11 protein-coding genes and 2 pseudogenes are annotated in these 12,909 nt (G+C 65.8%); 7 read left to right on the plus strand and 6 right to left on the minus strand.

Features of this window, described 5'->3' with window-relative positions:
- The first annotated feature begins 124 nt into the window (after window positions 1-124).
- The 3 genes from ACR9ZJ_RS10390 to ACR9ZJ_RS10400 are packed head-to-tail and all read left to right on the plus strand — an operon-like array spanning window position 125 to window position 1,078.
- Window positions 125-433 (plus strand): hypothetical protein, encoded by a 309-nt coding sequence (locus ACR9ZJ_RS10390; protein ID WP_481287713.1) that lies wholly within the window; start codon window positions 125-127, stop codon window positions 431-433.
- Window positions 430-753, plus strand: coding sequence for a DUF6984 family protein (locus ACR9ZJ_RS10395; protein ID WP_481287714.1), 324 nt, complete (start codon window positions 430-432; stop codon window positions 751-753). Before ACR9ZJ_RS10390 ends, ACR9ZJ_RS10395 begins: the two co-directional genes overlap by 4 nt.
- 4 nt (window positions 754-757) lie before the next feature.
- Window positions 758-1,078, plus strand: a complete 321-nt coding sequence (locus ACR9ZJ_RS10400; protein ID WP_481287715.1) for a DUF6984 family protein — start codon at window positions 758-760, stop codon at window positions 1,076-1,078.
- A gap of 8 nt (window positions 1,079-1,086) precedes the next feature.
- Here the strand turns inward: ACR9ZJ_RS10400 and dxs are convergent, their stop codons facing one another.
- Window positions 1,087-2,982: a 1-deoxy-D-xylulose-5-phosphate synthase gene (gene dxs / locus ACR9ZJ_RS10405; RefSeq protein WP_481287716.1), complete on the minus strand. Its 1,896-nt coding sequence runs from the start codon at window positions 2,980-2,982 to the stop codon at window positions 1,087-1,089.
- Window positions 2,983-3,057: 75 nt separating this feature from the next.
- Entirely contained in the window at window positions 3,058-3,660 is a 603-nt protein-coding gene (locus ACR9ZJ_RS10410; protein ID WP_426285494.1) for an HNH endonuclease, read from the minus strand.
- Between the two features lie 273 nt (window positions 3,661-3,933).
- On the opposite strand from ACR9ZJ_RS10410, the gene ACR9ZJ_RS10415 reads away from it, so the two are divergent.
- Entirely contained in the window at window positions 3,934-4,692 is a 759-nt protein-coding gene (locus tag ACR9ZJ_RS10415) for a SapC family protein (protein WP_481279462.1), read from the plus strand.
- A gap of 143 nt (window positions 4,693-4,835) precedes the next feature.
- Here ACR9ZJ_RS10415 and ACR9ZJ_RS10420 read toward each other — a convergent pair whose 3' ends face one another.
- From ACR9ZJ_RS10420 to ACR9ZJ_RS10430, 3 genes are all read right to left on the minus strand, one after another.
- Window positions 4,836-5,312 carry a GNAT family N-acetyltransferase gene (locus ACR9ZJ_RS10420; protein ID WP_481279463.1) on the minus strand — a complete coding sequence of 159 codons (477 nt, stop codon included), beginning with the start codon at window positions 5,310-5,312 and terminating at the stop codon, window positions 4,836-4,838.
- A 204-nt stretch (window positions 5,313-5,516) separates the two neighbouring features.
- Window positions 5,517-7,292 (minus strand): acyl-CoA dehydrogenase C-terminal domain-containing protein, encoded by a 1,776-nt coding sequence (locus ACR9ZJ_RS10425; RefSeq protein WP_481287717.1) that lies wholly within the window; start codon window positions 7,290-7,292, stop codon window positions 5,517-5,519.
- Between the two features lie 15 nt (window positions 7,293-7,307).
- Window positions 7,308-7,808: a hypothetical protein gene (locus ACR9ZJ_RS10430; RefSeq protein ID WP_481279465.1), complete on the minus strand. Its 501-nt coding sequence runs from the start codon at window positions 7,806-7,808 to the stop codon at window positions 7,308-7,310.
- Between the two features lie 149 nt (window positions 7,809-7,957).
- On the opposite strand from ACR9ZJ_RS10430, the pseudogene ACR9ZJ_RS10435 reads away from it, so the two are divergent.
- Window positions 7,958-8,425: pseudogene (locus ACR9ZJ_RS10435) on the plus strand (SET domain-containing protein); the annotation flags it as partial.
- 47 nt (window positions 8,426-8,472) lie between these two features.
- On the opposite strand, the gene fusA reads toward ACR9ZJ_RS10435, so the two are convergent.
- Window positions 8,473-10,512: an elongation factor G gene (gene fusA / locus ACR9ZJ_RS10440; protein ID WP_481287718.1), complete on the minus strand. Its 2,040-nt coding sequence runs from the start codon at window positions 10,510-10,512 to the stop codon at window positions 8,473-8,475.
- 221 nt (window positions 10,513-10,733) lie between these two features.
- Here fusA and ACR9ZJ_RS10445 point away from each other — a divergent pair, with 221 nt between their 5' ends.
- Together ACR9ZJ_RS10445 and ACR9ZJ_RS10450 are read left to right on the plus strand one after the other, a co-directional pair.
- On the plus strand, window positions 10,734-11,744 hold the full coding sequence (locus ACR9ZJ_RS10445) for a hypothetical protein (protein ID WP_481287719.1): 1,011 nt from the start codon (window positions 10,734-10,736) through the stop codon (window positions 11,742-11,744).
- A gap of 55 nt (window positions 11,745-11,799) precedes the next feature.
- A pseudogene (locus ACR9ZJ_RS10450) lies at window positions 11,800-12,909 on the plus strand (hypothetical protein); the annotation flags it as partial.

A 12,909-nucleotide genomic window follows, 5' to 3' on the forward strand; every position in this document is an offset into this window, starting at 1 on the left:
CAAGTCATACCCCGCTGCCCTGGCTCGTGCCTTCGACGCCTCGAACGTCTTCCGATCCAAGGAACGATGTCACCGGGGATGTCGTTTAAGTATCCAATCGAAATGACCCTAACTGGATCGCGCCGTGGGACTGAAGCAACTCTTGCCTGAAGAGGGTATTGAAGGGATCGATCGATTCGGCATGCTGCTGCTCGACTATGAATCCCTGCTGCAGGCATTGGGTGTCTTGCTGGTACGTAATGTGCGTGTGCTGGGTGTCGAGGGATTTCACATGCGCGGCACGGATCTGGTCCCCGACAACGACATGATCGTGGATACCTCTGCGGCGATTAGCTCACATCAAGCGGTCGAGATGATCCGCGAAATTGTTATCCAGCATCACGATGGCCAGCGGATGTACGCACTCGCGTGCGAGACGACGACTTCACCATGAGAGATCTCACTCCAGCCGAGCGTTCGCTCTTGAGTTACCTGATGGAAGAGGGTGGCGTAGGGCGGCCGACCGAACCATGGTTGGTCGGCGTCAAGGTGGACGACCTGGACGATGGAGGTATGGGAAGTTACGTCATCGTCGAGCCAGTGAATCAGGGCCACGGCCATTTGTTGAGTGAGGTCGAGTTCGACGATAGTGACGGCGTCAAGGTATTGGCGTCGCTATACGTCGATATGAACGATCGTCCCTGCGAAGTGGGTCTTTGGAAAGTCGATTTTTCTCGCTTGGTCACTTTGCCCTTGCTTCAACATCGGGGCTAAGGGCATGAGGCCACTGACACCAGAAGAGCGCTCCCTGCTGGCGTATCTGATGCGAAAAGGGGGGCTGGCTCGCCCGAGCGCGGCCTGGATGGACGACGTGCGCGTCGAGAACCTGGACGATGAAGGCATCAGGAGCGGCTTCGTCCTTCAGCGGCAGGCGGGTCGCGATCATGGCGAATTGATCGCCGACGTCGATTTCACCGATCTGGACGGCGTGCACGCACTCGCGTCGTTATTCGTGGATCGAAACAAGATTCCCTACGAAGTCGATATCTGGAAGACCGACGATACGCCGCTGCTTGCATTGCCGGTGTTCCCAAACTAAGGCGCGGGTCACCCCGCGCTAGCCACCGGCGCATCCACGAACTGCGGAAACCGCCCGCGGATCGCATGACGGATCTGCGGCAGGTCCAGGCCGGCCATGGTCAGCACTTCCTCGCGGCTGCCGTGTTCCAGATAGACGTCCGGAAGACCAAGGTGCTGGATCGGCAACGTGACGCCGTGCGCCGCCAGGCATTCGGCCACGGCCGCGCCGGCGCCGCCGGCGATGGCGTTGTCCTCGATGGTGACGAAGGCCTTGTGCGAGCGCGCGAGTTCGAGGATCAGCTCCTCGTCCAGTGGCTTCACGAAGCGCATGTTCACCAGCGTGGCGTCGACTTCCGCGGCAATGATGGCGGCGGGGGCGAGCATCGTGCCGAACGACAGGATCGCCAGGCCGTGGTGGCCGCGGCGGCGCACCTCGGCCTTGCCGATCGGATAGGTTTCCAGCGTCTCGGCCAGCTTCGTCCCGGGGCCGGTGCCGCGCGGATAGCGCACCGCGGCCGGGCCGTTGTAGTGGAAGCCGGTGCTGAGCATGGTGCGGCATTCGTTCTCGTCGGCCGGCGCCATGATCACCATGTTCGGCAGGCAGCGCATGAACGAGAGATCGAAGCTGCCCGAATGCGTGGCGCCGTCGGGGCCGACCACGCCCGCGCGATCGATGGCGAAGGTGACGTCCAGGTTCTGCAAGGCCACGTCGTGGATGGCCTGGTCGTAGGCGCGCTGCAGGAAGGTGGAGTAGATCGCCACCACCGGTTTCGCTCCCTCAACGGCCATGCCCGCCGCCAGCGTCACCGCATGCTGCTCGGCGATCGCCACGTCGAAATAGCGCTGAGGGTATTCCTTCGAGAACCGGACCAGCCCCGAGCCTTCGCGCATCGCCGGGGTGATGCCGAGCAGGCGCTCGTCGGCCGCCGCCATGTCGCAGAGCCAGTCGCTGAAGATATCGGTATAGGTCGGCTTGGCCGGTGCACCCTTCTTGACCAGGCCGGCGACCGGGTCGAACGGTCCCACCGCGTGGTATTCGATCTGCGCCTTCTCGGCCGGCTCGTAGCCCTTGCCCTTGGTGGTCATCACGTGGATCAGCTGCGGGCCGGGCAGGGCCTTCACCGTCTCCAGCGCGTTCACCAGCTGGGCCATGTTGTGGCCGTCGATGGGGCCGGTGTAGTGAAAGCCCAGTTCCTCGAACAGCGTGGACGGCACGAACATGCCCTTGGCGTGTTCTTCCCAGCGCTTGAAGAAGCGGCCGAAGAAGGATTCGCGCGGCATCGCCTTCTTGGCCCGTTCGCGCCATGCATTGAGCGTGCGGCTGGACATCGCGCGGGCCATCATCTTGGTCATCGCGCCGACGTTTTCGCTGATCGACATGCCGTTGTCGTTGAGGATCACCAGCATGTTCGGCTCGACGTCGCCGCCGTGGTTGAGCGCCTCGAAGGCCATGCCGGCGGTCATCGCGCCGTCGCCGATCACGGCGACCACCTTGCGCGGGTCGCCACGGCGCTGTAGCGCCAGGGCCATGCCCAGCGCGGCGGAGATCGAGGTGGACGAGTGGCCCACGCCGAAGGTGTCGTACTCGCTCTCTTCGCGGCGGGGGAAGGGGGCGAGCCCGTCCTTCTTCTTGATCGTGGTGATCCGGTCGCGCCGGCCGGTGAGGATCTTGTGCGGATAGCACTGGTGGCCGACGTCCCAGACCAGGCGGTCGCGCGGGGTCTCGAACACGTGGTGCAGGGCGACGGTGAGTTCGACCACGCCCAGGCCCGCACCGAAATGACCACCCGACGAGGCCACGGCCTCGATCAGGTAGCGGCGCAATTCATCGGCGATCGCCGGCAGTTCGTCCACCGGAAAGCGCCGGAGGTCCTCCGGCGAATCGATCTGCGCCAGATAAGGGTAGCGGGAGAGGTCGTTCATCCGCCTATTGTTCGCCTCCGGCGGGGCCGGGGCAAGGGACGAGGCGTGAATCCTTGCGGGCGGTTTGGGCCCGGCTCAGGCCGGACGCCGGTCCCGTGGCAGGTGGCTGACCAGGAATTCCATCTGGTCGGCCAGGATATTGCGGTTGGACAGGATCAGGTGTTCGACCCAGCTCGGACGGTAGGGCACGGCCAGCAGGGGCATGTTGGCCTGCTGTGGGGTCCGGTTGCTCTTGCGCAGGTTGCAGGCCAGGCAGGCGCTGACCACGTTCTCCCACTCGTCGGCACCCTTCTTGGACAACGGCACCACGTGGTCGCGGGTCAGTTCGTGACGCGTGTACTGGTGGCCGCAATAGAGGCAGATGTGCCGGTCGCGGGCGAAGAGGGCGGTGTTGGTGAGGGCGGGGGCGGGATCGATCGCGTGTTCGCGGCAGTGGCCCGTGCTGGCCACGATCGGGTGGAGTTCCAGGCTGCTGCGCAGGCCGCTGGTCCGGTTGATGCCGCCATGGACGGTGACGCAGGGGTCGCCCAGGGTCCAGGCCACCACGCCGCGTACATAGAGGCAGACCGCATCCTGCCAACTGATCCAGTCCAGGATGCGACCCGCCGCATCGAGGGAAAGCACCCGCGTCGCATGCAGCGCGGAAACCCTCGGCAGGTCCTCTTGGAGCACTTCCATCGTCATCGTGTCTCGTCCTTCACATAAGCGAAAGAGCGTTCCAGCAAGCCGAACTCCGTGCGGATCGACCATCCGATCCTCGGCCTCGCAAGGCCTTCGACCCGAGCATAGCCGATAATTGCGACAGAAAAGCACCCCCCGGTACGCTTCTTGCGGGGGCTTTTCCTGTCATTGACCGCTGTTATAGTGGGCGTTCGCATTCGAGCGCCCGACGGGTTTGGAAGGGGGGCCGGGGTGGCTTCCCAGGTCCGGCGGGTCCATGAGGGTTACACAGTGGCAGAAGTGCTTTTCTACGAGCGTCCGGTTCCCCTGAACCGTACCGCCCACCGCGACCTGCGTCTGAAGGCCGTGAACAACATCCGTTTCGCCGCCACCGCGCACTCCGTGCCGCTGACGGGCGTGGAGTTCGCGCCGGCCGCGCGCGATTTCCCGATCCTGTTCGCCGGAAACACGATGGAAGAGGCGGGCCCCATGGCCTTGCTCGGCTTGCGCCAGGGCGAGAACCTGCTGGTCGGCGATAACGGTTTCTGGGAGCAGGGCATCTATGTGCCGGCTTTCGTCCGACGTTACCCGTTCGTGCTGGCCGAGAAGCCGGCCGGTGCCGAGGGCGACGACTTCACCGTCTTCCTCGACGAGGCCTATGAAGGCTTCAACGACAGCGAGGGCGAGCGCCTCTTCAATGAAGACGGCACCGACGCGCCGGCCCTGACCAATGCCGTGAACTTCCTGGGCGAGTTCCAGGACCACGTCGCGCGCACGCAGTGGTTCATGGGCAAGCTGCGCGAGCACGGCCTGCTCGAGCCGCGCACCATCACGCTGCAGAAGGAAGGCAAGGGCATCAACCTCAACGGCCTCTTCGTGATCAACGAGGAAAAGCTTCGCAGCCTCGACGAGAAGACCGCCCACGAGTTCCTGCGCGAAGGCGCACTGGGCTGGATCTACGCGCATCTCGTGTCGCTGGCCAACATCGATCGCATGGCGGCTCGCCTGGATGCGCGCGAGCGCCTGGAAGAGACCACCGCGAAGGCCTGACCGGCTCTCGTTCGGATCGATCGGAGAGGGCCGCCTTCGGGCGGCCCTTTTTTTGTGGGCAGGAAATCCTTGGTGGGAGCCGACCTGGCTTGCCGCTGCGGCATCGCCGACAGGGTCGGCTCCCACCAGGGTTGGGTGTTTCGTCAGCGAACGGGTTTCGCCATGCGCATGAGGTCGGTGTCGAAACCGTGTTTCATGTACATGTCACGGGCGCGCTCGTTGCCGGGAAAGACCGCCAGCGTCACGAACTGGCAGCGATGTTCCTTGGCCCAGGCGTAGGCATGGTCGAGCAGGAACTTGCCGGCCCCGGCACCCTCGTAGGCCTCGGCGACCGCGATGTCCGAGATGTGGCAGTTGTCGCGATGGGTGAAGAAGTCCTTCGTCTTCTGGAGGTGCACGAATCCCACGGGTTCGCCGTCCTCGTTCTCGGCGACGAAGATGTAGCTGTTCGAAGGTTGCTCGTCGAGGTGCTTCACCAGGTCCGCCTCGATGCCCTTCAGGCAATCGCTGCGGCTGCGCCCGTTAGGCAGGGGGAAGTCGACGAAACGCGGGACCAGGCCAAGGATGAACTCGTCGTCGTCGCTCTCGGCGAGACGTATCAGGAACGTGGCGTCGCTCATCGTATCTGGCACCGTCGTGGCGAAAGGTCCGGGCGGAAACCTTTTTCTACACCTTCACGGATGCGGGGGAAAGCCCCGCGAGGTTGTAGGCGTGCCTTTGTGGGAGCCGATTCATCGGCGATGGGTGCTTGCTCCTGACTCGCCCGCTGCCGTGGGATCGCCGACAGAGTCGGCTCCCACCAGTCCGGTCAGCGGGCGGTGCGGTCAAAGAACCTCGGGCAGTGTCGCCACGCCCGCCTCGATCGCGGCCTTGTGCACGTGGATACGCGGCAGGATGCGGGTGAAGTAGAACGTCGCGGTGTCGCGCTTGGCTTGCTTCGCGCCGGCGGAAAGGGCGGAGCCACCTGCGGCCAGCACGCTCTTCGCCCAGAAGTAGGCAAGGGTCACGTAGCCGGAGAAGTACAGGTAGTCGACGGCGGCGGCGCCGAGTTCCTCCGGATTGGCCTGTGCGCTCTGCGCGATGGCCTGGGTCAGGTCGCCCCAGGCCTTGGTCGCCACGGCCAACGGCCCGACGAAGGCCTTGATGTCCTCGTTGGCCTGGTTCGCCTGGCAGAACGCGGAGATCTCGCCGAGGAAATGCTTCAGGCCGGCACCCTGCAGTTGCATGATCTTCCGGCCGAGCAGGTCCAGCGCCTGGATCTGCGTGGTGCCCTCGTAGAGCGTGATGATGCGGGCGTCGCGGACGAACTGCTCCATGCCGTGCTCGGCGATGTAGCCGTGGCCACCGAAGATCTGCAGCGCCTCCTTGGTGCATTCCTGGGCGGCCTCGGTGAGCAGGCCCTTGGCGATCGGGATGAGGAAGGACAGCAGCTCGCCGGCCGCCTTGCGCGCCTGGGGATCGGTGTCGCGAGCCTCGATGTCGCTCTGCAAGGCCGCGTAAGTGGCGAGCACGCGTCCGGCTTCGACGAAGGCGCGCTGGGTCAGCAGCATGCGGCGCACATCCGGATGCGCGGTGAGCGGATCGGCCGGTTTCTCCGGCAGCTTCGGTCCCGACAACGCACGCATCTGCAGTCGCTCGCGCGCATAGGCGAGGCTGTTCTGCAAAGCGCGCTCGGCCAGGCCGAGGCCCTGGATGCCGACGGCCAGGCGTGCCGCGTTCATCATGGTGAACATCGCCACGAGGCCCTTGTGTGCCGGGCCGACCAGCCAGCCTTCCGCCTCGTCGAAATTCATCACGCAGGTGGCGGAGCCCTTGATGCCCATCTTGTGTTCGATGGCACCGGCGGCGACGGCATTGCGCTCGCCCATGGAGCCGTCCTTGTTCACCTTGAACTTCGGCACGACCAGCATCGAGATGCCGCGACTGCCCTCGGGCGCATCCGGCAAGCGCGCGAGCACGAGATGGACGATGTTCTCGGCGAAATCGTGCTCGCCGGCGCTGATGAAGATCTTGGTGCCGGTGACACGGTAGCTGCCATCGGCGTTCGGTTCGGCGCGCGTCTTCAGCAGGCCGAGGTCGGAACCCGCCTGCGGTTCGGTGAGGCACATGGTGCCGGTCCAGCGGCCGTCGACGAGGGGCTTGAGGAAGACCTCCTGCTGCCACTCGTCCCCGTGATGCTCCAGGGCGCTGGTGGCACCGTGGGAGAGCAGGGGATAGATGCCCCAGGCGAGGTTCGCCGAGTCGATCATTTCCTTGGTCAGCGTGCCGAGGACGGCGGGCAACGCCTGCCCACCGAACTTCTCGTGCGCGGTGAGGCCGGCCCAGCCGCCCTCCGCGTACTGCCGATAGGCTTCCTTGAACCCCTTCGGCGTGGTGACGGTGCGCGTGGCCTTGTCGAAATGGCAACCTTCCTCGTCGCCCGGTGCGTTCAACGGCGCCAGTACCTGTTCGTTGAACCGGGCCGCTTCATCGAGCACGGCATCGAGCAGGTCGCGCGTATGCCCTTCGCCACCCTCGAGGCGAGCGAGCACGGCTTCGGCGCCGAGCACGTCGTAGAGCGCGAAGCGCATGTCGTCGAGGGGTGCTTTGTAAATCGTCATGCGGATGATCCTGGGTCAGGGCGAGCGGTAGGTATCGGGGATGCCCGGCACGGGCGAAAGCCAGTTCTTGCCGTGGACGGGGAAGGATCGCGACGCGTCTTCCTTCTCCGGAGTGGCGCTGACCCGGCCATCGATGCTGTAGGGGAGGGCGCCGGAACTGCCCTTGGCGGCCAGTTCGGCGAGAGCCTTCGACATCTCGGCGGTCGGCAACAGGTCGATCGTCGCGACGTCGGCGGCGAACGAGGGAATGTCCTGGTCGATCTTCGCGTCGAGCAGCACGCCGCCGAGTTCACCGACGCGCAGCGTGCCCTGGAAGGTCTCGAAGGACATTCCGCCGTAGCTGTTGTTGCGTATGCGCAAGGTCATGTGCCACACCCCGCCGGGCTTGGCCGTGACCTCCTGGAGGGTGACGGAGGGCGGAAACACGCTTTTCCTGGCGGGCCCGCAAGCGGCCAGCAGGGCCACGCAAGCGAGCAGGGCGGAACGGATGAAAGGACGGCGGACGATCGAGATCATTCCCTGGGCTTCCGGCAAGGGGAGTCGAACAGCTGTTCGATGGTAGCGCCGCCCGGGCCGTGCGCGCGAGACGTGCGTTTCAAACGCGGTTCCCAAGCGGCTGGCGAGCAGGCATCATCAGCGATTATCTCCGAGACTTCGATTTCCCCATGACCCGACGCATCGCCGCACGACGTTCGCCCATCCACGGAAACGGCGTCTTCGCCACCGCCCCGATCAAGGCCGGCGAAGAGATCATCGAATACAAGGGCGACCGCATCACCCATGCGCAGGCCGACAAGCGTTACGGGGACGGCGGTGAAACCGGGCATACCTTCCTGTTCACCCTCAACGAACGCTTCATCGTCGACGGCAACAGCCATGGCAACACCGCGCGCTGGATCAACCACAGCTGCGATCCGAACTGCCAGGCGCTGATCGAGGAAGCCGTGGAAGGCAAGCCGTCGAAGAACGACCGCGTGCTGATCGAGGCCATTCGCGATATCGCGCCGGGTGAGGAACTCACCTACGACTACGGCATCACGCTCGACATGCCGCATACGGCGCGGTTGAAGAAGGTTTGGGGCTGCCGCTGCGGTTCGTCCAAGTGCATCGGCACCATGTTGAAGCCGAAGCGCAAGACGGCCTGTCGGCGATTCAGCCCGTCCCAGTTCCCGGGCCAGGCTCAGTCCTCCTCCACCTTCGGCTTCCACGCCTCGGCCAGCTTCTTCTGCACCCCCGGCGGAACGGTGTCGTAGTGACTGAAGGCCATCGCATAGCGCCCCTGGCCTCCGGTCATGGCCTTGAGCTGGCTCGGGTAGTCGACGAGTTCCGCCAGCGGCACGCGGGCCTTGATCAGCGTCTCGCTGCCGCGTAGCGAATCGGTGCCCATGATCTGCGCCCGTCGCGAGGCGAGGCCGCCGGTCACGTCGCCCACGTAGTGATCGGGAATCGACACCTCCAGGTCCACCAGCGGTTCCAGTACCAGCGGCCGCGCGCGGGAGACGGCATCGAGGAAGGCCTTGCGGCCTGCGCTGATGAAGGCGACCTCCTTGGAATCCACCGGATGGTGCTTGCCGTCGTAGACGATCACGCGAACATCCTGGATGGGATATCCCGCGATCGCGCCATGATCCAAGGCCTGGCGGACGCCTTTCTCGATCGCTGGCATGAACTGCCCCGGTATGACGCCACCCTTGGTCTGGTCGTCGAAGACGAAACCCGCGCCACGATCCAGCGGTTCCACGCGCAGGAACACCTCGCCGAACTGGCCCGCGCCGCCGGTCTGTTTCTTGTGGCGGTGGTGGCCTTCCGCCGCCGCACCGATGGTTTCGCGATACGCGATGCGCGGTGGATGCGTGATGACATCGACGTCGTAGCGCGCCTTCATCCTTTCGAGCATGAGTTTCAGGTGCAGGTCGGAAAGACCCCGCACCACGGTCTCGTTGAGTTCCTTGTGATGCTCCACGCGAAAGCAGGGATCTTCCTCCGCCAGCTTGCCCAGGGCCTGCGACAGCTTCTGTTCCTGGCCCTTGTGCGCGGGCTCCACGGCAAGGCCGTACATCGGCGCGGGAAAGGCGGCCGGTTCGAGGTGGATGCGTCCTTCGTCCGACGCATCGTGCAGCACGGCGTCGAAGTGGATATCGTCGATCTTGGCCACGGCCGCGATGTCTCCCGGCAACGCTTCGTCGATCTCGACGTGTTCGCGGCCTTTCAGGCGAAACAGGTGGGCCACCTTGAACGGCTTGCGCCCGTCGTCGACGAACAGCGACGAGTCCTTGCGCACGCAGCCTTGCCATACACGGAAGACACCGAGCTTGCCGACGAAGGGATCGTTGACGATCTTGAACACGTCGGCGATGACATGGCGTGCCGGATCGGCGGTCACGTCGAAGGGTTTGTCGTTCGCGTCCAGGAACGGGGGCGGGTTCGTCTCGCTGGGGCAGGGCAGGATCCTTTCGACCAGGTCCAGTAACTCGACGACACCGACGCCGTCGCGAGCGCTGGTGAACACGATGGGCACGAGATGCCCGTCACGAAGGCAATGTTCGAGCGCGGCGCGGATCTCCGCCGCCGACAAGGCGGATTCGCCGGCTTCCAGGTAGTGTTCCATCACCTCGTCGTCGATCTCCACGACCTGGTCGATGATTCGCCGGTGAGCTTCGCCGGGGGAGGAAAAATCGGTGTCGCCCGCGGTCTGGAAGAAGGCGTCGCGGACGGAATGTCCCTTCGACGCGGGAAGATTGAGGGGGAGGCATTCGTTGCCGAACTCCTCGCGCAGGTCGTCGACCAGCGCGGCGAGGTCCACGCCATCCGCATCGATGCGGTTCACGATGACGATGCGGGCGATGCCGCGTTGCTTCGCATGGGCCATCATCGAGCGCGTGCCATGCTCGATGCCATTCGCGGCATTGACGACGATCGCGACGGTGTCGGCGGCGGCGAGCGCGGCCAGGGCGGGGCCACGGAAGTCGGCATAACCGGGCGTATCGAGCAGGTGGATGCGATAGCCGTTGCGCTCGATGGAGGCGATGGACGCGTCGATCGAATGACCGCGGGCCTTCTCCATCGGATCGGTGTCGGAAACGGTACTGCCACGTTCGACGCTGCCTATGCCGGTCAGCGCGCCGCCGGCGTGGAGCATCGCTTCGAACAAGGTGGTCTTGCCGGCTCCGGCGTGGCCGGCAAGGGCCAGGCTGCGGATGTGTTCCGTGGATGGCGACACGATGCGTCCCTCCTTCGGTGTGTCCGGGTGTCCCGGACGGCATGGCGGTGATTCGGGGCAGGGCCCGGACCCAAGCCTTCTCCTTCCCCGCCCCGGAATCAAGTGGCGTCGGGAATCTTCCGGGGTGCCCACGGTCTGAGGGCCAGGCCTTACGCTGCGTTTAGCGGATCGCCGCTAAGCTGTTCGACTTTCTCCACGAGGCCAAAGGGACCCTCGCACGCGTGCAATACCCCGGCAAGGCGCCACCGCCCTTCATCGAACCCCACCGTCTGGAGCCGGAGGACGCCGCGCGCCCGCGTGGGCTGCAACCGATCGATGCCGCGACGCTGTCGGCGCTGCACGCCATCGGCAGGCGGCCACCGCCACGCGACCGCCTGCGGCGTGTGCTGGCGATGGTCGTGGCACTCGTCCTGCACGTCTTCATCGTGATGGTGGTGCGCTACGAGATGCAGCCGAGACTGCTCGCCGGTTTCGTGCCGCCGGTCGATCGTGACGACGTGCTCGAAGTGCGCTTCATCGAACCGGCTCACCCCGCGCCACCGGTGGCCGACGTGCCGCCTCCGCCACCGGTCGCCGAACCTCCGCCGAAGGTTCGCTCGCCCGAGGCGACGCGACCCGAACCACCCCGGCGCAAGGAGCCCGCGCCCGAACAGCCGCCCGCGGAAAGCACGCCCGCGCCGCCGGCCGCCCCATCGCCCGCACCCGCTCTTTTCGGTGCCGACGGTTCCATCGTCATGCCGAAACAGCAGGGCACCACGACGCAGGCGGATTTCGTGGCGCGCAAGCCGACCGACGACACCACGATCATGTCGCACAAGACCACGGTGACCTACAAGGAAACCCGTTTCGAAAAGGACTGGGCGCCGCGCGACGAGAACGTGCTCAACAAGGGCCTGCGCCGGGCCATCGAATCCACCACGGTGAAGAAGACGATCGATCTCGGCCACGGCACGCGGATCAAGTGCGCCACCGTGTTCTTCGTGCTCCCGGTGGGCTGTGGCGGCGAAGATCCATCGAAGGCATCCAAGAAGGATGGCGACGTGCGCCTCAACATGGCGCCGGCCAATCCCGCCGTGAAAGACCTCCCCGACCAGCCCGCGCCGCCGACGGAAGCCGAATGCATCGCCGCGTTCCGCGCCGACAAGCCCCTGCCGCAGGGTTGCGCCACGGACATCCCGATCAAGGCGATGGACCAGGAGAACGCCGAGCGCGAACGCCGCTTCGGCAGGTGAGCCGCGCGAAGGTGGCGATTGTGCCTTTGTAACGCAGCATGGACACTAGCGGTCCATGCCGAAGCATTTCCTGCCGGACAGCGATCGCCAGGTCGCCGCGAACTCCTTGCCCGTCTCGCCCCGCGAGGCGGCCATGAACGCGCTCGTCTACCGGCGCCGCCTGCGTCAAAAGCCGCGCGACCGTCTTCTTCGCATCGCTGGCTGGGTCGGTACGATCCTCGTCCACCTGATGTTCCTGTTCGGCATGATCCTCGGTCCGGCCTACGAACTCTTGCCACCACCACCGGAACCGGAAGACACCAACGCCTTGCAGGTGCGGCTGATCGACAAGCCGCCACCGCCGCTGCCTCCCGTGCGTGGCACGCCTTCGAAGGCCCCGGTGGTGAAGACGCGCTGGTCCACCTCGCGATCCAAGGCCAGCCGGGCGTCGAGCGGTTCACACGCCGCGTCGGTCGCTTCGACGCAAAAGGCGCTTCCCGCCATTGCCGTGCCTGTGGCGCCTCCGCCGCCGCAGGCAAGGCCCGACGTGAAACTCAGCGCGCCGCCGCCGAGCGTGACGGCGACGATCGAACGGCCGCTGACCCAACCGAAGGCGCCGCCGGCGCAGCCCGAACTCCAGAAGGTACCCGTGCCCGCGCAGGCGCCACCGGATCTCGCCGTCGATACGCCCAAGCCACAGGTCGTCCCCCCACGTTTCCAGCCGGAGCCGGTACGCAAGGCCCAGGCCGAAGGCCTGGCACCGATGCCGCCGCCGGCGTCGCTGGCCATTCCCGAGACGCCCGCCGCGCAGATGGCGGTCACGCCGACACCGCCCACCCTCACGTCGGAGCACACCGCCCCCGTGCCGACCACGGCGGTGACGCTCGCCACGGTGCCACGGCCGGAGGTGGAGGAGTCGTCCGCTCCGCCGACGCCGCAGGACACGCCACTTCCCGACGTTTCCCCGGAACCGTCCGCGCCGAAGCCCGATCTCACGCTCGATGCCCGGCCCGTACCGCCGAAGGTGGCGGTCGAGACGGTCCGCGCGCCCGCCGTGGAGGCCACCGCCGAACTGGACGCCGTCCCGTTGCCGGACGCCACGGTGAAGCCGACCGTTTCCGCACCGGTCGCCAGCACCGACAATCCGGCCGTGCAGGCACCGGCGGTCGCGCCGGCGGACCTGCAA

It is taken from the genome of Luteibacter sp. KNZ12-1A, from assembly GCF_056755675.1.